A 17,792-nucleotide genomic window follows, 5' to 3' on the forward strand; every position below is an offset into this window, starting at 1 on the left:
GAAAATAATGGCGAGCTATTTTATTGGCGTAGACGTGGGCACCGGAAGCGCGCGCGCGGGCGTATTCGATCTCAATGGCCGCATGGTCGGCCAGGCCAGCCGGGCCATCGATCTGTACCGGCCGAAGGCGGATTTCGTCGAGCAGTCGTCGGATAACATCTGGCAGGCGGTGTGCAATGCGGTGCGCGACGCGGTCAACCAGGCCGACATCAACCCGATCCAGGTCAAGGGGCTGGGCTTCGACGCCACCTGTTCGCTGGTGGTGCTGGATAAAGAGGGCAAGCCGCTGACCGTCAGCCCCTCCGGCCGCACCGAACAGAACATCATCGTGTGGATGGATCACCGGGCGATCGCCCAGGCCGAGCGCATCAATGCCACCAAACACCGGGTGCTGGACTTCGTCGGCGGCATTATCTCGCCGGAGATGCAGACGCCGAAACTGCTGTGGCTGAAACAGCACATGCCCACCACCTGGGCCAACGCCGGTTACCTGTTCGATCTGCCGGACTTCCTCACCTGGCGCGCCACCCAGGACGCCACCCGTTCGCTATGCTCGACGGTGTGCAAGTGGACCTATCTCGGCCACGAACAGCGCTGGGACAAGAGCTACTTCCAGCAGATCGGGCTGGAAGACGTGCTGGAACATGACGCGGCCAAGATCGGCAGCGACGTCAAAATGATGGGCGAGCCGCTGGGCCACGGCCTGACCCAGCGCGCCGCCAGCGAGATGGGGCTGATCGCCGGCACGGCGGTGAGCGTGTCGATCATTGACGCCCACGCCGGCACCCTCGGCACGCTGGGCGCCACCGGCGTCTCCGGTGAGGTGGCCGACTTCAACCGCCGCGTCGCGCTGATCGGCGGCACCTCCACCGGCCATATGGCGATGTCGCGCACCGCGCGCTTTATCGGCGGCGTCTGGGGGCCGTATTACTCGGCGATCCTGCCGGAATACTGGCTGAACGAGGGCGGCCAGTCCGCCACCGGCGCGCTGATCGACCACGTCATCCAGTCGCACCCGTGCTACCCGGAGCTGCTGGCGCAGGCGAAAACTCAGGGGCAGACCATCTATGAGGTGTTGAACGCCATTCTGCGCCGCATGGCCGGCGAGCCGGAGAATATCGCCTTCCTGACGCAGGACATTCACATGCTGCCGTACTTCCACGGCAACCGCTCGCCGCGCGCCAACCCGACGCTGACCGGCATCCTGACCGGGCTGAAGCTGTCGCGCACGCCAGAGGACATGGCGCTGCACTACCTGGCCACCATTCAGGCCATCGCGCTCGGCACCCGCCACATCATCGAAACCATGAACCACAGCGGCTACAGCATCGACACCATTATGGCCAGCGGCGGCGGCACCAAGAACCCGATCTTCGTGCAGGAGCACGCCAACGCCACCGGCTGCGCCATGCTGCTGCCGGAGGAGAGCGAAGCGATGCTGCTGGGCGGCGCGATGATGGGCACCGTGGCGGCCGGCGTGTTCGACACCCTGCCGGAGGCGATGAGCGCCATGAGCCGCATCGGCAAGACGGTCACGCCGCAGACCAACCAGATAAAAAGCTACTACGACCGCAAATACCGGGTATTCCACGAGCTGTACAACGACCACATGAAATACCGCCGGTTGATGCAGGAGGAGGCGTGATGCAGCAGGAATGGCGGCAGGCCGTGCAGGGTTGGCAAACCTACAGTCAGGAGCTGGCGCAGCTGGGCGAACGCCTCGACGCGCGCACCTGGCAGCGGCTGCTGACGCTGCTGGCCGACTGCCGCGGTAAAATCGCCGTCACCGGCGTCGGCACCTCGGGGATTGCGGCGCGCAAGATAGCCCACATGCTGGCCTGCGTGGAACGGCCGGCGGTCTACCTCGACGCCACCGGCGCGGCGCACGGCGATCTGGGCTTTCTGCGCGCCGACGATCTGCTGATCCTGATCTCGCGCGGCGGCAATTCCGACGAGCTGACCCGCCTGCTGCCGACGCTGCAGGCCAAGGGAGTGACGCTGATCGCGGTGACGGAAAACCCGCATTCCGCCATCGCACAGGCGGCGCAGTTGACGATCGCCACCGGGGTGCAAAAGGAGATAGATCCGCTGAACATGCTGGCCACCACCTCAATTGTGCTGGTGCTGGCGATCTTCGACGCCGCCTGCGCCTGCTTGATGGCGCGCAGCGGTTACGACAAGGACACCTTGTTGGCGGTGCATCCGGGCGGCGGCGTGGGGAAAAGCTTGCGGGAGGAAAACTGAGGGCCCGACACGGCGGGCCCGGCAGACATTACAGCGGCATGTAGATATCGAAACGGTGGCTTTTGGTCAGCGTGGTGGCGTGCGCCGGCACGTCGGCCAGCGGCGGCGCGTAGTCCGGGCGTTTCACCACCACGCGCTTGGTCGCCAAACGGCGCGCCGGCTCCAGCAGGCCGTCGGCGTCATCGTCGCTGCCCACCAGCGATTGAAACACCCGCATCTCTTTCTTCACCAGCGCGCTTTTCTGCTTGTGCGGGAACATCGGATCGAGATACACCACTTCGGGGCGCGGGCTGAGATCCGCCAGCGCCGTCAGGCTGGAGGCGTGCAGCAGCGTCAGGCGCTCGCGCAGCCACGGGCCGATTTCCGCATCCTGATAGCCGCGCTGCAGGCCGTCGTCCAGCAACGCCGCCACCACCGGATTGCGCTCCAGCATCCGCACCCGACAGCCCAGCGCCGCCAGCACGAAGGCGTCGCGCCCCAGCCCGGCGGTAGCGTCCACCACGTCCGGCAGATAGCTGCCCTTGATGCCGACCGCTTTGGCCACCGCCTCGCCGCGGCCGCCGCCGAAGCGGCGCCGGTGCGCCATGGTGCCGGTGACGAAATCGACGTAGATTCCGCCGAGCTTCGGCTCGTCGCGCTTGCGCAGCTCCAGCCGCTGCGGGGTCAGTATCAGCGCCATCGGCGCGTCGTCGTCGGACGTCAGCCGCCAGCGCTGCGCCAAAACAGACAAGGCGCCGGGATCGGCGCCTGCTTCACACAATAAACACACGCTCACGTGTCGGGTTATCCTTTAATGCCGTAATGGCGCAGCATAGCATCCAGCTGCGGCTCGCGGCCACGGAAGCGTTTGAACAGCGCCATCGGCTCTTCCGAACCGCCGCGCGACAGGATGTTGTCGAGGAAGGATTTGCCGGTTTCGGCGTTGAAAATGCCCTCTTCTTCGAAGCGCGAGTAGGCGTCGGCCGACAGCACTTCCGCCCACAGGTAGCTGTAGTAACCCGCCGCATAGCCGCCGGCGAAGATGTGGCTGAAGGCGTGCGGGAAGCGGCCCCAGCTTGGCGAAGGCACCACCGCCACCATTTTCTTCACTTCCGCCAGCGTCGGCAGGATCTGCGCCCCTTTTTCCGGGCTGTATTCGAAGTGCATGCGGAAATCGAACAGGCCGAACTCCAGCTGGCGCAGGATGAACAGCGCCGCCTGGTAATTCTTGGCCGCCAGCAGCTTGTCGAGCATGGCCTTCGGCAGCGGCTCGCCGCTCTGGTAATGGCCCGAGATAAACGCCAGCGCTTCCGGCTCCCAGCACCAGTTTTCCATAAACTGGCTCGGCAGCTCGACCGCATCCCACGGCACCCCGTTGATGCCGGAGACGCCGGCGGTATCGATCTGCGTCAGCATGTGGTGCAGACCGTGGCCGAACTCGTGGAACAGCGTGGTCACTTCGTTATGGGTGAACAGCGCCGGCTGGTCGCCCAGCGGGCGGTTGAAATTGCAGGTCAGGTAAGCGACCGGCTTTTGCAGCGTGCCGTCGGCCTTGCGCAGGCTGCCGACGCAGTCGTCCATCCAGGCGCCGCCGCGTTTGTTTTCGCGGGCGTACAGATCGAGGTAGAAGCTGCCGCGCAGCTCGCCGTCGGCGGCGAACAGATCGAAGAAGCGCACGTCCGGATGCCAGGTCTCCACGTCTTTACGCTCTTTGGCGGTGATGCCGTAGATGCGTTTCACCACTTCGAACAGCCCTTCCACCACCCGCTGTTCCGGGAAGTACGGGCGCAGCTGCTCGTCGCTGATGGAGAACAGGTGCTGCTTCTGTTTTTCGCCGTAATAGGTGATGTCCCAGGCTTCGAGCTCGTCCACGCCATAGTGCTGTTTGGCGAAGGCGCGCAGCTGCGCCAGCTCTTGCTCGGCCTGCGGGCGGGCGCGCTTGGCCAGATCGCTCAGGAAGCCGATCACCTGCTCCGGGCTTTCCGCCATTTTGGTCGCCAGCGACTTGTCGGCGTAGGTGTCGAAGCCCAGCAGCTGAGCCAGCTCGTGGCGCAGCGCCAGCGTTTCCGCCATCACTTCGCTGTTGTCCCATTTGCCGGCGTTCGGCCCCTGATCGGAGGCGCGGGTGGCGAAGGCGCGGTACATCTCTTCGCGCAGCGCGCGGTTGTCGGCGTAGGTCAGCACCGGCAGGTAGCTCGGCATGTCCAGCGTCAGCAGCCAACCGTCCTGCTCTTTGGCCTGCGCCATCGCCTGTGCCTGCGCCAGGGCGCTCTCCGGCAGGCCGCTCAGCTCGGCTTCGTCGGTAATCAGTTTGCTCCAGCCCATGGTGGCGTCGAGCACGTTGTTGCTGTAAGTGGAACCCAGTTCGGACAGGCGCGCGACGATCTCGCCGTAGCGCTGCTGTTTATCCGCCGACAGGCCGATGCCCGACAGTTCGAAATCGCGCAGCGCGTTGTCCACCGCCTTGCGCTGCGGCACGCTCAGCGCCTCAAACGCCGCGCCCTCTTTCAGGCTGCGGTAGGCCTGGTACAGCCCTTCGTGCTGGCCGACCCAGGTGCCGTACTCGGACAGCAGCGGCAGCGCCTGCTCATAGGCGGCGCGCAGCTCCGGGCTGTTTTTCACCGAGTTCAGGTGCCCGATCGGCGACCAGATGCGCGACAGGCGATCGTCCGACTCCGCCAGCGGCTGACACAGATTGTCCCAGGTGAACGGCCCCGGCTGCGCGACCACGCGCTCTACCGCGGCGCGGCAGTCCGCCAGCGCGGATTGCACCGCAGGCACGATATCTTCAGGGCGGATCGCCGAGAACGGCGGCAGGGAAAACGGGGTCAGCAACGGATTTGTCATAGGGCAGTCCTGATTAGCGTTGGGGCCCGCCGTGGGGGCGAGCCTTAAAATGCGTATGAATCTCTAACATGGAGCCAGACAACAGGAAAATCAATGCCCGGCGTTGATCGTTGGTGCCTTAAACGACGCTTTGGCGGATGCGGGCGGCCAGCGCCGCCAGCTGCTCGTCGTCGGCGCGCGCGGCGTCGTGGGAGGAGATATAGCCCTCGTAACGCGCGAAAAACTTCGGCGAGGTCGATTCGATCGGCCGCCACTGCTCCAGCGACGCGGTGCCGTGCAGCGGGATCAGTTTGGCGTGCACGTGGTCGACGCCGTAACCCTCGAACACCATACCGCAGCGGCCGACGTCGTCGAACGCGCGATCCAGCTGCTTCGCCACCCGCTTGGTCGCCAGCATCAGCGCGCTCAACACCTCGTCCGGCAGGTCAAAGGCATAGCTCGGGTGGTGCGCCTTGGGGATCACCACGCTGAAACCGTCGGTGTTGGGGAAGATGGACAGGAACGCCAGATGGTCGTCGTCTTCCCAGATTTTATGGCACGGCGCCTTGCCCGCCACGATGTCGCAAAAAATGCAGCTCATCCTTTCTCCTTGTGATTCACAGCGTTTCAACCCATTCGAACGCTTCGAACACCGGCCGCCAGAACGCCCGTTTGCTCATCGTCCTGTCCCTTTCTGTGAACGTCTGCGGCAACGGAGTCCGGTTTTTCCCGGCCAGACAGTTTATACTGTGCAGATTATAAGCCTTATTGCATTGAATGCTCCGCCTGCGGAGCACAAGGAACCGCCACCCGTCATGTTAAGTTATCGCCACAGTTTCCACGCCGGCAACCACGCCGACGTGCTCAAGCACACCGTTCAGAGCCTGATCATCGAGTCGCTGAAGGAAAAAGAGAAGCCGTTCCTGTATCTGGATACCCACTCGGGCGCGGGCCGTTATCAGCTCAGCGGCGAACACGCCGAGCGCACCGGCGAATACCTGGAAGGCATCGGCCTGCTGTGGCAGCGCGACGATCTGCCGGAAGAGCTGGCGGCCTACATGAGCGTGGTGCACAACTTCAACCGTTCCGGCACGCTGCGCTACTACCCCGGTTCGCCGCTGATCGCCCGCCAGCTGCTGCGCCCGCAGGACAAAATTCACCTGACCGAGCTGCACCCGAGCGACTACCCGCTGCTGCGCAGCGAGTTCCAGAAAGACGAGCGCGCCAAAGTGCAGCGCGCCGACGGCTATCAGCAGCTGAAATCCCAGCTGCCGCCCCTGTCGCGCCGGGGTCTGATCCTGATGGACCCGCCGTATGAAATGAAGACCGATTACCAGGACGTGGTCAAAGGCATTCAGGAAGGCTACAAGCGTTTCGCCACCGGCACCTACGCGCTGTGGTACCCGGTGGTGATGCGCCAGCAGATCAAACGCATGCTGCGCGATCTGGAAGCCACCGGCATTCGCCGCATTCTGCAGATCGAACTGGCGGTGAAACCCGACAGCGATCAGCGCGGCATGACCGCCTCCGGCATGATCGTCATCAACCCGCCGTGGAAACTGGAACAGCAGATGAAAAACGTGCTGCCGTGGCTGCACAAGGTGCTGGTGCCGTCGGGCATCGGCCACCATCTGGTGAACTGGGTGGTACCGGAATAATCCCCGGCAGGGCGCGGTTCGCCGCGCCCTGCGTCCACCTATCGCAGCCATCGACGCAATCTTTGCGACAAACCCCGGTCAGGCGTTAAACTCTTACCCTCTTCAAATTCACAACTCATGGAAATCCCAGATGACGAAACATTACGATTATCTAGCAATTGGCGGCGGCAGCGGCGGTATCGCATCGATCAACCGGGCAGCCATGTACGGCCAAAAGTGTGCGCTGATTGAAGCCAAAGAGCTGGGCGGCACCTGTGTAAACGTGGGTTGTGTACCGAAAAAAGTCATGTGGCACGCGGCGCAGATCGCCGAGGCCATCCATCAGTACGGCCCGGACTACGGCTTCGACACCACCGTCAACGCCTTCGACTGGAAGAAGCTGGTCGCCAACCGCACCGCCTATATCGACCGCATCCACAACTCCTACGACAACGTGCTGGGCAAGAACAAGGTCGACGTGATCAAAGGCTTCGCGCGCTTCGTGGATGCGCACACCGTGGAAGTGAACGGCGAGCTCATCACCGCCGACCACATCCTGATCGCCACCGGCGGCCGCCCGAGCCACCCGGCTATTCCGGGTGCGGAATACGGCATCGACTCCGACGGCTTCTTTGAGCTGGACGCCATGCCGAAGCGCGTCGCCGTAGTCGGCGCCGGCTATATCGCCGTGGAGATCGCCGGCGTGCTGAACGCGCTGGGCGCGGAAACGCACCTGTTCGTGCGCAAGCACGCGCCGCTGCGCAGCTTCGATCCGATGATCGTCGAAACCCTGGTGGAAGTGATGAACACCGAAGGGCCGAGCCTGCATACCGAATCGGTGCCGAAAGCGATCGTCAAGAACGCCGACGGCAGCCTGACGCTGCAGCTGGAAAACGGCAAGGCATTCACCGTCGACTGCCTGATTTGGGCCATCGGCCGCGAACCGGCGACCGACAACCTGAACCTCGGCGTTACCGGGGTGAAAACCAATGAGAAAGGCTATATTGACGTCGATAAGTTCCAGAACACCAATGTCAAAGGCATCTACGCGGTGGGCGACAACACCGGCGCGGTAGAGCTGACCCCGGTCGCCGTGGCCGCCGGCCGCCGCCTGTCCGAGCGCCTGTTCAACAACAAGCCGGATGAGCACCTGGATTACAGCAACATCGCCACCGTGGTGTTCAGCCACCCGCCGATCGGCACTATCGGCCTGACCGAGCCGGAAGCTATCGAGAAGTTCGGCGCGGACAACGTGAAGGTGTACAAATCCTCCTTCACCGCCATGTACAGCGCCGTGACGCAGCACCGCCAGCCGTGCCGCATGAAGCTGGTGTGCGCGGGTAAAGAAGAGAAAATCGTCGGCCTGCACGGCATCGGCTTCGGCATGGATGAAATCCTGCAGGGCTTCGCCGTGGCGGTGAAGATGGGCGCCACCAAGAAGGACTTCGACAACACCGTGGCGATACACCCGACCGCGGCGGAAGAGTTCGTTACCATGCGCTGAGGCGCAGCCTCGCCGAGTTCCGGCGCATAACAGGCCAGGCGCGAAAGCGTCTGGCTTTTTTATTTATCTCGCTCGCCTCACGGCGCCCGGCGGTAGTGATCGCGAAGAAACACCGGCAAATCGTTCGCCGGCGAAGCGAAGGGCACCTGATAGAGCATATCGCCGACAAAACCGCGATGATAGGTCGCGTGGTTGACGACATGCAGCACGATTTCCTGGCGCGTCATGCGACCTTCCCCCCCGCCGACGAATTCGAACTGCACCACCTGCGCCAGCGCCTCGGGCGACCAGTTATCCACCTGTTCGATATACCAGTGGTCCATTTCCTCCACCGCACACCGCAGAGCGTCAAGCGCAGGCGTTTGCTCGGTGTTGCGCGCGAGGTAGCCATGTTTTCGACCTTGCAGGTGGTGCCTGAAGATATCGTCCACCACATAGACATGATTCAAGGTATGCACCATATTGCCAAAACGGGTCGGCCGCGGCCGCAAGGCTTCACCGGCCGGCAAAGACATCACGGTGTCAAAGGTCAGCGCATTCGCCCACGCTTTGTAACGTACCAGCATTTTCAACGTATCGATGACCGTCGTCGGCTGAGTGATATCAGCTTCGACGGGGGTATCGTTTTGTGGCATCGCAAACATACTGTTCACTCCTTATCATCGGATGAAAATCGATATTCCGTTCAGCCGCACACAGTGCGGCGACGCGTTCTACGCCGTGCCAATCCCTTGCAACCGCCCTTCGACCTGAATGCGCGTATTGCCGCCCACCCAAATCCGGCCACCCTCGTCGCGGGTGATATGCACGTGCCCGTTGTGCCCACGACAGCGGCCCTGAGCGGCAATATATCCGCCGCTGACCACGCCGCTTGCGAACAACCACTGGGCCAGGGAGGCATTGAGACTGCCGGTGACCGGATCTTCGACGATAGCGCCAAGATGATCGCTCAAAAAAGCGCGCACTTCGAAGGCTGCGTCACCCTCGGCATGTGGGCCGACGACGCCAATGTCCACTCTGCGCGGCCAGCTTCTCGCCGGCGTCAGGGAAAGTACCCGCTCGGCGCTGGCCAGCCGGATCCCCAGCCACCCCGGGCCATTATCGATCCAGGCGGCATCGAGCACCTCATCAGACGCGATCCCCAAAAACCGCAACGCGTCGGCCAACGTCTCTCCTGACGGCGCCCCGGAACGAATCAACGGTGGCGCGGCAAAACACAACCGCCCTCCCTCGCGACGAATGCTCACCAATCCTGCTCCGCACTCCTGGATGATCTCCGTCTCGTTGCTGGGCGCCCCTCCCAGAGCGAGCCAGGCATGGCAGCTGCCCAACGTCGGGTGCCCGGCAAACGGCATTTCACGATCCAGCGTGAATATTCGCACCCGGTAATCCGCCTGCGGGTGCGTCGGCGGCAGTAAAAAGGCCGTCTCCGACAGGTTGAACCAACGCGTCAAGCGCTGCATGTCCTCCGTCGACAACGCTCCGGCGCCCGCGATCACCGCCAACGGATTGCCGGCGAGTGGCCCGGCGCCAAAGACATCCACCATCTGCATGCCAAAAACCATCGCCTCTCTCCTCAGGTTAACGCCGGGCGTGCATGATTACCCCCGCGATATCAACAGCTCCAGGCCCACGCAAGCGAACAGCAGCGCAAGCATTCCTTCAATCCAGCGCCTCACCCGGGTATAAAACGCGATCATCGGCGCCGTTGAGAACAGCAGGGCATACCCCCCGAAAATCGTCACGCCGAGCAACGCACAACCGCCGATAATCGCCGGTAAAACGCCTTCAGGCGCCCCTTGTCGCAAACCCAGCGACATGATCGCCATCCAGGACATGATGGCCTTGGGATTACCGAGATGCATCAGCACGCCCTGCCGATACAACTTCCGATAAGATCGCCCGCCATCCCCTGCCGCTATCCCTGTCGAGACGGGAGACGCCCGTAATGCGGATTGGCCGGCGCGCAGCGCCAGATACAGCATATACACGCCGCCGACGATTTTGATGGCCCACAGCGCCTGCGCATACGTGGCCAGCACGGCGGAAAGGCCGGTCGCGGCCAACAGTGCCCAGCACAGCGATCCGGTCACCACCCCGGCAGCCAGCGCCAGTGCGGGTGAGCGGCCGTCACGCATCGCCACGCCCATGATCGCCATGTTGCTGGGGCCCGGACTGGCGGTTGCGAGAAGATATGCGCCATAAACCAACGCAAGCTGACTGACATTCATGGAAAAACTCCGCTGACCCGCCTTGCGGCCGAGACGTTGTTGAAAACTCAGGGACTCTTCACCAACATAGTATGTGTTACACTTTTCACCTATTTAAATAGTGTCACGTGACACTATTCATTTTTCGGAGCATCACCATGCGGCTTCAATCGCCCTGGCAACCTCGCCTGGCCAATGCGGAAGTCACCACCGTCGAGCGGCTGGTGTTGGCGTTAGGCGACGACATTATCGAGGGTAAACTGCAGGGTGGCGATCGTCTGCCGGCTCACCGTACGCTCGCCTGGCAATTAGAGATCGGTCTGGGCACGGTGACCAAAGCCTATGCCATCCTGGAACGACGCGGGTTGGTACGCAGCGTGAAAGGCCGCGGGATGTTCGTGGCGATTCGCCACGCCCGTGAAAAACGCGAAATCGATCTTTCGTCCAATGCGCCGCCGGCGGTGCTGACCGATCGTTTGCTGGCGCGCACGCTGGCCAGCATTGCGCGGAAAATGGATGCGGATCATCTGAACCTCTATTCCCCTCCGACCGGGCATCTGGAGCACCGACGTTTGTTGGCCCGCTGGCTCGAAAACGTCGGCGTCACGATCGAACCGTCGAATCTGGCGCTGACCAGCAATGCCCGTCAGGCGATTTCACTGGCTTTTGACCTGGCCTGCGGGCCACGCGGGACGATACTGACGGAGAGAATCAGCTATCCCGGCGCGATCGCGCTGGCCCGGCGCAAAGGCCATTGCTTGATCGGTATCGATATCGATGCGCAAGGCATGGTGCCGCAAGCGCTGTCTCGCGCGCTCGAGCGTGTCTCCTGCGGCCATACTGCGGTCTATCTGACACCGACGCTGCATAACCCGACAACGGCCACCATGAGCGCCGAGCGCAGGCAGGCTATCGTCGAGATATGCCGGCAGGCGAATGTCTGGATCATCGAGGATGGCGTGTATACCTTGGGGCATTCAGCAACGCCTGCGCTCGCGACATTGGCACCCGAGCGGGTGTTCCATGTCAATGGCTTGTCGAAAACGCTCGGCCCGGGGTTGCGGATCGGTATGCTGACTCTGCCGCCCGGCATGCAAAACGCGGCGGAAGAAGCCTTGCAAGATATTCCCTTCGCGCCTTCGCCACTGTCTTGCGCAGTGGTGGGGGAGTGGCTGTCCAGCGGCGCGGTCGAGGCGATACCGCAAGCGTTGCGCCATGAGGCTCAGCGCAGAGTGCATCTGGCCACCTCGATATTCGACGCCGGCGAATGCGTATCGCATCCCGACGCTTATCATGTCTGGCTGCCGATGCCGCGCGAAACCGCCGAGTCTGTGGCCGCCGCCGCCGCATTGGCCAACGTAAAAGTGACGCCGCCGGACGCCGTGATGGTGGACCGCGACGAACGGGCAACGGGCATTCGCCTGTGCCTGGGTTCCTCTTCGCTGGACGAGCTAACGGCAGGCCTGACACAGCTGGCGCAGCTGTTGAAAGCACATCGGAACGGCTGACAAACGGAAGGGAAAGGTTACGCGCACGGGACGACCGGTTCAGGCCTGTTCTTTTTGTGCGGTTTACTATTCCTTTCGCGCCCGCCTGCTTTTTCTGCCATTATTCTGCCTGATAAATTAGCGGGACTGATACAACCTCCCCGCGCCTCTGGAGAACACCGATGCTGTTCAAACTATGCAAAACCCTTGCGATGGCCTGCGTGGCCCTGATTATCGCCCAGAGCAGCGCGCTCAGCTTTACCCTCGAAGTGGCGGGCAAGATCGACAACGTGACCGACCCGGTCAACAAAAGCTATCTGTTCACCGATAAGCAGCTGTTGGCGATGCCGGTGCGCAGCATCACCACCTCCACTTCCTGGACGCCGCAGAGAAAATTCGAAGGGATTTCGGTGGCCGATATCCTGGAGCGCGTCGGCGCCAAGGGCGAGACGCTGACCTTCTATGCGCTGAACGACTATTACATCGACGTGCCGCTGTCCGACGTCAAAAAGTACAACATGATCCTGGCCTACAAGATGGACGGGGAGATGCTGAAACTCAGAAACTTCGGCCCGCTGTTCCTGGTTTACCCGCGCGACGCCGCCGGGCCTGAACTGAACTCGCCGTTGTACAACTCGCGCTTTATCTGGCAAGTGGACAGGATCGTGATCAAATGAAGCTGACGACCTTTAAGAACGGCAGCAGGCTGGCGATCCCGGCCATTTTCGCCGCGCTGTTTTTAGTGGCTTCGACCGTCACGCTCTATTACTACAGCGCCACCCTGTCGAAGAAAGGGCTGTATGCCATCGCCGGCACGCAGGAGAACTACTCCTGGTCAATCGCCAAGTTCTCCATCAAGCTGGCGGAGTTCGACACGCTGGTCGAGCAGCAAAGCCACGCCGCGCAGGTGGACAACGACAACCTGCGGCTGCGGTTCGAAATCCTCTATTCGCGTTTTTACGTGCTGGAAACCGTCTCCGAATCGACCCAGCCGCTGTACGCCGAGCCGGGCTACCCGGAAGTGGTCAAACAGATGCGCCTGCAGATGGATCGCATCGATAAGCTGCTGAGCAGTCGGAAAATCGACTTCGGCCAGGTTTCCGCGGCCATGAGGGCCATCAAGCCTTACGCCATCGAAATGGCCAACCTGACCGACCACGCCGAGGTGAAGCAGCGCACCGCCGCCTATGAGGATTACATCGAGAAACGGCACATTATTTTCTATGGGCTGGTGATCGTCATGTTCTCGGTGATCGCACTGATCGCCATCACCCTGATCGTGTTCCGTCAGCAGCGGCTGACCATTCGCCAGCAGGCCAAGGCCATCGAGGCGGAGAAAGCGACGCGCACCAAAAACGCCTTCCTCGGTGCCATCGGCCACGAGCTGCGCACCTCATTGCAGAGCGTGATGTCGGCCATCGACGTGCTGGTGAATACCCGGGTGTCGGCTGAGCACGCGGACACCTTTCAGCGGCTGGAGACCGCCGCGCAGCAAATCGAAAGCCAGATGAAAGATCTGACCGACTATGCGCACCTCGACAGCGGCATGATGGAATTGCGCATCGTGCCGTTCGACGCGCAGAAGCTGATCGCGGAGACCGCCAACGAAATCGCCACCCTGACCCGCAAAGAGCAGGTCAAACTGAGCTGTGAAGTGGAATGCAGCCACCTGCTGGTGCACTCCGATCCGCTGCGCATCCGGCAGATTATCGTCAACCTGCTGACCAACGCCTACAAGTACACCGAAAGCGGCAGCATTACGCTGCACAGCTGCCTGCGCCGCCAGCCGGGCGGCAGTTCGTTGATTATCGAAGTGACCGACACCGGCATCGGTATCGAAAAAGACCAGCTCGATCAGATCTTCAAACCCTTTACCCAGCTGGATCAGTCGCATACCAAGCAGTATGCCGGCGTCGGGATGGGGCTGGCGATCGTGCACGGCCTGGTGACATTACTCGACGGCACCATCACGGTGTACAGCGAAATCAAGAAGGGCAGCACCTTTATCGTCAGCATTCCGGTGCAGATCAGTGAAGACGAACGCGCCGACGCGCCCGCCGCCGCCAATGCCTCTCTGCAGCAGAAGCCGCAGCAGGTGCTGGTGGTGGATGACAACAAGTCGGTGGGTGACGCCTTTGCGGCGCTATTGGACAAGCTGGGCTACCAGCACGAACTGTGCGACTCGCCGGAGCGCGCGCTGCAGAAGCTGCTCAGACGCCCTTACGACGCGCTGTTGCTGGATCTGCAGATGCCGGGCATCGACGGCGCCGCCCTGGCCAGGCAGCTGCGCAACCGCCGCGGCCCCAACCGCCATGTGCCGATCATCGGCATCAGCGCCTACACGCCGGAGCAGCTGACGGCGGATCAGCGCGCCCTGTTCGATAACTACCTGATGAAGCCGGTTCGGCTGGATGCGCTGTCAAACGCACTGGCCGAGGTGTTCCCCGCTAAAGATTAAAACAGCGTTGCAGTGCGGCTTCGATCACATGGAGCCGCACCGGCTTTTCATAAGGGCCGAGCACATCGTACTCGCGCATCGCCTGAGCGATTGTTGCGCGGCGCGAAAAATGAAAAAGCGGGCCACTTAAAATGAGAACCCGCTAACTTTGCTACTTATTATCAAATTACCCGAATTTAAATACCCAACCGAGATGCGAGCACCGCATCCGCTTCGGACGCAGAATGTAGGTGTAACATATCCCTGAATGTTCCATAACAGCCCGTTGTAGTGCTGCCAGGTGTACCGACTACCAAGGCAGCTGTCCGATCGCGCAGGTCTGCCAGGGCACCCGTTGACGAGGTCGTTTTCATCGCGAACTTACCCTTTTCATAACCGGTGATAACACCGGATGTCACATCGAATAATCCAGCCGCTGGCACGTAGTCTTCATACAGTGTGGCTGCAACCATCAACGCGCCACCAACATCCGCTGGCCAGCCTGAATCACGAGTACCAAAACGCCATGACTCAGTGATCGCTTGGTTGTTCGTAATCATCGTTCGCATATATGCCATCGGGAGCGATCCTATCGGATAGCCGAAAGTTAAACCGTTGCCATCAGCGCGACTACTATCGCTCATGCATCCGGCAAGCAGATAAGTTGCGGACTTCTGCATCACGATACTGCCCCGGCTTTGGAGCCAGGTACCACCGTTAGACGTAATTTGAACATTGATCGAACGGGTCGATATGTCATACAGCATCGGGCCAGGTGGTGTGCCTTTTGATACTGCCAACAGGTCGCCTGCCTCACCGAGCAAGTTATATACGGTCAGAACGTTACCCGCGCTGTCCGTTTTGATGCCAAAGGCCGGTGTCAGAGATACAACAGTTCGCTCAAACATTGCATTGAGCAAAAGGAATTTAAACCGTTCGATACAGCCTACTTCGTCGGGAATATGCCCACCGTCCGCCAACACGCGGCTCTTGTAGCTAGCAAACAATGCCTGCGGATCAAGAATCGACGCTGAAAGATCAAGTGCGGGACGGAATCCTGTATAGGCTTTTCCGGTGTTAATTGCAGCTACCATCAGATTTCTCCAGTCAAAGGAATACGGTCTAAGCACATCCAGTTATAAAGCGGGAACGGAACCCCGGAACGCGTCACCCATTTAGAAATGACAGGCGACGAGTCGCGGAAGCATGTTGTGGGGTAAACACTGCCGTTTGTGTGTGGTTGCGTATTCGTAAATCCGATTAGCAACACGTCGTCAGCAGCCGGAGCCTTATCAAATTCAACACGGATCGTATTACCGTCTACGATTGAGACATTCATCACGGTGGCGCTATTGTGCTCCAGACTGATGCCTTTACCAGGGCAGTCACGGATAAATGCGCTGTCGATGACAATGGGGGGGTAAGGGACATCACACAGTAAATCCGCAATCGCGCCGTTCAGCGTTACATTTCGAATTTTCAGCCCCGTCCACGTGCCTTTCTTTTCCGTGTCGTAGAGATGCCAGTGGATAGCCTGCGCCGTATATTCGCCCTGGAGGACTTTACCGGCCGCATTTAAATGGCTCATCGTACCGTCACTAAACAGCCAGTTCAGGGGATACTTGGGGCCATACATGATGGCTGTATCCGGGTTGTGGCGCACATACGCGGTCTGGTCAACCGCAGTGACTGAATATGGCTGTACGACGATAGTTTCCCCGGTAGGGTTTCCCTCTTCGTCAATTTCACCCGCTTTGGTATTAACACGGCTTCCGACCTGCCCAATAACAACCAGGAACGGTTCAGTCTGCCCCGTGATAGGCGTTACATCAGCTTGGAAATCAGAGAAGTACTCTGTCTCTTTAGCCAGATAATCGCCTGGTTTTGGGTTATCGCCATTGTCGTTGTCGCTTTCACCATGCTCCATAGTCAGGAACTTAAATGAATAGGGTTTCCCAACGGCATCAGCAGCGGTTTTATAAAGTTGAATTAATGCCAACCCCTTGTTGTACGGGACAGTGCCTTTTTTGATTTTGGAGAACGGGGCACCACCAACGGCGAACCCTGCGTGCATAAAGACCACGTTACCCGGTGTAAATGACATCAGCTTATTGTAGAGCGGCAAGACATTGCCCTGACGATAACCTGGGTATGACATATCATTGATCGTCGTTCTGTCAGCGTTCCCGATTCCGCGCCCGCCATCGCCTTCCGGTTTACCGTTGGTGGCGGCGAGCAACCGCCCACGATAGGCTGGGTCACGGTTCACCACGTTTGTATTGCCGGTTTTGTCATACGGGGTGTTCAGCGATTGACCTGTCGAGCCGCCGCCATGAATTTCAGTCGCATCGAGCGGCATTTCACGAATAGACGGGATATACATAACGCCTGCACCAGCAGCAGCTTCGCCACCAGGCAAGTAGCTGAAAACCATCCCGGCATCAGTCAGTTTCTGAACGGTAAGAACGGGGCGCTCAGACCATACCACCGTATTATCCCATGCAGCCGCAGGAACCCCGCCAGAGGTCACCAGTTTGGCGCGTGATTCACCCAATTTGTCTTGCAGCGGCCCATCAACCCCAGGAATGAATACGCCACCATTATCATCAATAGCGAATAGAGCCGTTTTCAAATCAGCGGCAAAAATGACGTGCTGGAACCCCACAATGGTGCGAGAGAACGTTGTTGAACAGAGCGTGTCTAGCCGTTCTTGCAGTACATCATCGGTGCCGACGATACGAATGTCGCCGTTGTCGTTAATCGTCAACAGGCCATCAATCCCATTTCTGGCAACGATAGCGTACTGCAAATTTTGATAGCGGTTCGCCAGGTCTTTCGGAATAAGCTGCTCTACATAATCTTGCAGTGATGACGTCAGTCCGGCTACCCACAGGCCAAAATCATTATCAAGCGCGAGAGCCGTTTCAGAAGGCCCACGTAGGCTCGATAATATCCATTGCCAGTTGTTTGAACTGTACTGATTTAGAACTTCTGTCGTCTTCTGCAACGACGCCTGTTGTGCAGACAGTACAGCCATAAAGTCATTCAAAATCCTGACTGAGTTCGAGCTGGGCGCGTCAGTAATGAGTAACGCAGTGCCATTGTCGTTCTGATAATATTTGAACGATTGTTCGCTATCCAATCCCTGAGGAACACTAAAATATTGTCCGTTATCGGTTTTACTCAGCCCTTCCTCAACCGTATCAAATACGCTGGATTGCGCCGAAAGCCGTTCATTTATCAATGAAACAATAACCGTTGCGATTTGGTTATATTTAAACTTGTCTGGTGCGACATTTGATAGCTTGAGAATATTTAACAGCTCAAGCATGACGATGTTAAACCAGTCGGCGCCAGGGTAAGACGCCTTGTCTTTTTCTTCGGTAAAGTAGCGAATGCTGGTGCTTTCAACATCGCTAACTTTTGGCATTACTTCTACGCCGCTTGGGTTGTCAATATGGAACATGA

Annotated in this window: 15 protein-coding genes; 7 read left to right on the forward strand and 8 right to left on the reverse strand. The window is 60.0% G+C overall.

Translation table 11 applies throughout. The annotated features are described in order from the left end of the window. Positions 1 to 7 precede the first annotated feature (7 nt). Both ACF8MC_RS21930 and ACF8MC_RS21935 read left to right on the forward strand, forming a co-directional pair. Positions 8 to 1,645 (forward strand): FGGY-family carbohydrate kinase, encoded by a 1,638-nt coding sequence (locus tag ACF8MC_RS21930; RefSeq protein ID WP_038873847.1) that lies wholly within the window; start codon positions 8 to 10, stop codon positions 1,643 to 1,645. After that, complete coding sequence (locus ACF8MC_RS21935) at positions 1,645 to 2,244, forward strand: SIS domain-containing protein (protein ID WP_060388446.1); 600 nt, start codon at positions 1,645 to 1,647, stop codon at positions 2,242 to 2,244. Before ACF8MC_RS21930 ends, ACF8MC_RS21935 begins: the two co-directional genes overlap by 1 nt. A gap of 28 nt (positions 2,245 to 2,272) precedes the next feature. Here the strand turns inward: ACF8MC_RS21935 and rsmJ are convergent, their stop codons facing one another. From rsmJ to ACF8MC_RS21950, 3 genes are all read right to left on the reverse strand, one after another. Further along, a complete protein-coding gene (rsmJ, locus tag ACF8MC_RS21940) occupies positions 2,273 to 3,019 on the reverse strand; it encodes a 16S rRNA (guanine(1516)-N(2))-methyltransferase RsmJ (protein ID WP_164105605.1) in 747 nt (248 codons plus the stop codon). 8 nt (positions 3,020 to 3,027) lie between these two features. After that, complete coding sequence (gene prlC / locus ACF8MC_RS21945) at positions 3,028 to 5,070, reverse strand: oligopeptidase A (RefSeq protein ID WP_033649387.1); 2,043 nt, start codon at positions 5,068 to 5,070, stop codon at positions 3,028 to 3,030. Between the two features lie 118 nt (positions 5,071 to 5,188). Continuing rightward, a complete protein-coding gene (locus ACF8MC_RS21950) occupies positions 5,189 to 5,650 on the reverse strand; it encodes an HIT family protein (RefSeq protein WP_049235313.1) in 462 nt (153 codons plus the stop codon). Between the two features lie 214 nt (positions 5,651 to 5,864). On the opposite strand from ACF8MC_RS21950, the gene ACF8MC_RS21955 reads away from it, so the two are divergent. Both ACF8MC_RS21955 and gorA read left to right on the forward strand, forming a co-directional pair. Then, positions 5,865 to 6,707, forward strand: a complete 843-nt coding sequence (locus ACF8MC_RS21955; protein WP_004931012.1) for a 23S rRNA (adenine(2030)-N(6))-methyltransferase RlmJ — start codon at positions 5,865 to 5,867, stop codon at positions 6,705 to 6,707. 130 nt (positions 6,708 to 6,837) lie between these two features. Next, positions 6,838 to 8,190 carry a glutathione-disulfide reductase gene (gene gorA, locus ACF8MC_RS21960; protein WP_033654483.1) on the forward strand — a complete coding sequence of 451 codons (1,353 nt, stop codon included), beginning with the start codon at positions 6,838 to 6,840 and terminating at the stop codon, positions 8,188 to 8,190. Positions 8,191 to 8,267: 77 nt separating this feature from the next. Here the strand turns inward: gorA and ACF8MC_RS21965 are convergent, their stop codons facing one another. The 3 genes from ACF8MC_RS21965 to ACF8MC_RS21975 all read right to left on the reverse strand — a co-directional run bounded on the left by ACF8MC_RS21965 (position 8,268) and on the right by ACF8MC_RS21975 (position 10,421). Further along, entirely contained in the window at positions 8,268 to 8,834 is a 567-nt protein-coding gene (locus ACF8MC_RS21965) for a DinB family protein (protein ID WP_072269791.1), read from the reverse strand. 69 nt (positions 8,835 to 8,903) lie between these two features. Then, the gene (locus ACF8MC_RS21970) at positions 8,904 to 9,755 is read right to left on the reverse strand and encodes a PhzF family phenazine biosynthesis protein (RefSeq protein WP_164105607.1); all 852 of its coding nucleotides are present in this window, start codon (positions 9,753 to 9,755) and stop codon (positions 8,904 to 8,906) included. Between the two features lie 36 nt (positions 9,756 to 9,791). Beyond that, a complete protein-coding gene (locus tag ACF8MC_RS21975; protein ID WP_033636389.1) occupies positions 9,792 to 10,421 on the reverse strand; it encodes a LysE family translocator in 630 nt (209 codons plus the stop codon). Positions 10,422 to 10,558: 137 nt separating this feature from the next. On the opposite strand from ACF8MC_RS21975, the gene ACF8MC_RS21980 reads away from it, so the two are divergent. The 3 genes from ACF8MC_RS21980 (at position 10,559) to ACF8MC_RS21990 (ending at position 14,345) form a co-directional block, all read left to right on the forward strand. Then, entirely contained in the window at positions 10,559 to 11,908 is a 1,350-nt protein-coding gene (locus tag ACF8MC_RS21980) for a PLP-dependent aminotransferase family protein (RefSeq protein WP_164105609.1), read from the forward strand. Between the two features lie 161 nt (positions 11,909 to 12,069). Next, complete coding sequence (locus tag ACF8MC_RS21985; RefSeq protein WP_033636391.1) at positions 12,070 to 12,564, forward strand: molybdopterin-dependent oxidoreductase; 495 nt, start codon at positions 12,070 to 12,072, stop codon at positions 12,562 to 12,564. Continuing rightward, complete coding sequence (locus ACF8MC_RS21990; protein ID WP_033636392.1) at positions 12,561 to 14,345, forward strand: ATP-binding protein; 1,785 nt, start codon at positions 12,561 to 12,563, stop codon at positions 14,343 to 14,345. Before ACF8MC_RS21985 ends, ACF8MC_RS21990 begins: the two co-directional genes overlap by 4 nt. Before the next feature lie 176 nt (positions 14,346 to 14,521). Here the strand turns inward: ACF8MC_RS21990 and ACF8MC_RS21995 are convergent, their stop codons facing one another. After that, entirely contained in the window at positions 14,522 to 15,418 is an 897-nt protein-coding gene (locus tag ACF8MC_RS21995; RefSeq protein WP_197842172.1) for a hypothetical protein, read from the reverse strand. Beyond that, positions 15,418 to 17,790 (reverse strand): hypothetical protein, encoded by a 2,373-nt coding sequence (locus ACF8MC_RS22000; protein ID WP_197842173.1) that lies wholly within the window; start codon positions 17,788 to 17,790, stop codon positions 15,418 to 15,420. The genes ACF8MC_RS21995 and ACF8MC_RS22000 overlap by 1 nt, the downstream gene beginning before the upstream one ends. Positions 17,791 to 17,792: the final 2 nt, after the last annotated feature.

This window comes from Serratia sp. LACPHL-BACT-2024-00286, assembly GCF_043109535.1.
In the GTDB taxonomy this organism is placed as follows: Bacteria; Pseudomonadota; Gammaproteobacteria; order Enterobacterales; family Enterobacteriaceae; genus Serratia; species Serratia sarumanii.

Excerpts from the sequence above, each read along its gene's own strand:
- ACF8MC_RS21930 (WP_038873847.1), top strand. The coding sequence starts at position 8 with ATGGCGAGCTATTTTATTGGCGTAGACGTGGGCACCGGAAGCGCGCGC.
- ACF8MC_RS21935 (WP_060388446.1), top strand. The coding sequence starts at position 1,645 with ATGCAGCAGGAATGGCGGCAGGCCGTGCAGGGTTGGCAAACCTACAGT.
- prlC (WP_033649387.1), bottom strand. The coding sequence starts at position 5,070 with ATGACAAATCCGTTGCTGACCCCGTTTTCCCTGCCGCCGTTCTCGGCG.
- ACF8MC_RS21950 (WP_049235313.1), bottom strand. The coding sequence starts at position 5,650 with ATGAGCTGCATTTTTTGCGACATCGTGGCGGGCAAGGCGCCGTGCCAT.
- ACF8MC_RS21955 (WP_004931012.1), top strand. The coding sequence starts at position 5,865 with ATGTTAAGTTATCGCCACAGTTTCCACGCCGGCAACCACGCCGACGTG.
- gorA (WP_033654483.1), top strand. The coding sequence starts at position 6,838 with ATGACGAAACATTACGATTATCTAGCAATTGGCGGCGGCAGCGGCGGT.
- ACF8MC_RS21965 (WP_072269791.1), bottom strand. The coding sequence starts at position 8,834 with ATGTTTGCGATGCCACAAAACGATACCCCCGTCGAAGCTGATATCACT.
- ACF8MC_RS21970 (WP_164105607.1), bottom strand. The coding sequence starts at position 9,755 with ATGGTTTTTGGCATGCAGATGGTGGATGTCTTTGGCGCCGGGCCACTC.
- ACF8MC_RS21975 (WP_033636389.1), bottom strand. The coding sequence starts at position 10,421 with ATGAATGTCAGTCAGCTTGCGTTGGTTTATGGCGCATATCTTCTCGCA.
- ACF8MC_RS21980 (WP_164105609.1), top strand. The coding sequence starts at position 10,559 with ATGCGGCTTCAATCGCCCTGGCAACCTCGCCTGGCCAATGCGGAAGTC.
- ACF8MC_RS21985 (WP_033636391.1), top strand. The coding sequence starts at position 12,070 with ATGCTGTTCAAACTATGCAAAACCCTTGCGATGGCCTGCGTGGCCCTG.
- ACF8MC_RS21990 (WP_033636392.1), top strand. The coding sequence starts at position 12,561 with ATGAAGCTGACGACCTTTAAGAACGGCAGCAGGCTGGCGATCCCGGCC.
- ACF8MC_RS21995 (WP_197842172.1), bottom strand. The coding sequence starts at position 15,418 with ATGGTAGCTGCAATTAACACCGGAAAAGCCTATACAGGATTCCGTCCC.
- ACF8MC_RS22000 (WP_197842173.1), bottom strand. The coding sequence starts at position 17,790 with ATGTTCCATATTGACAACCCAAGCGGCGTAGAAGTAATGCCAAAAGTT.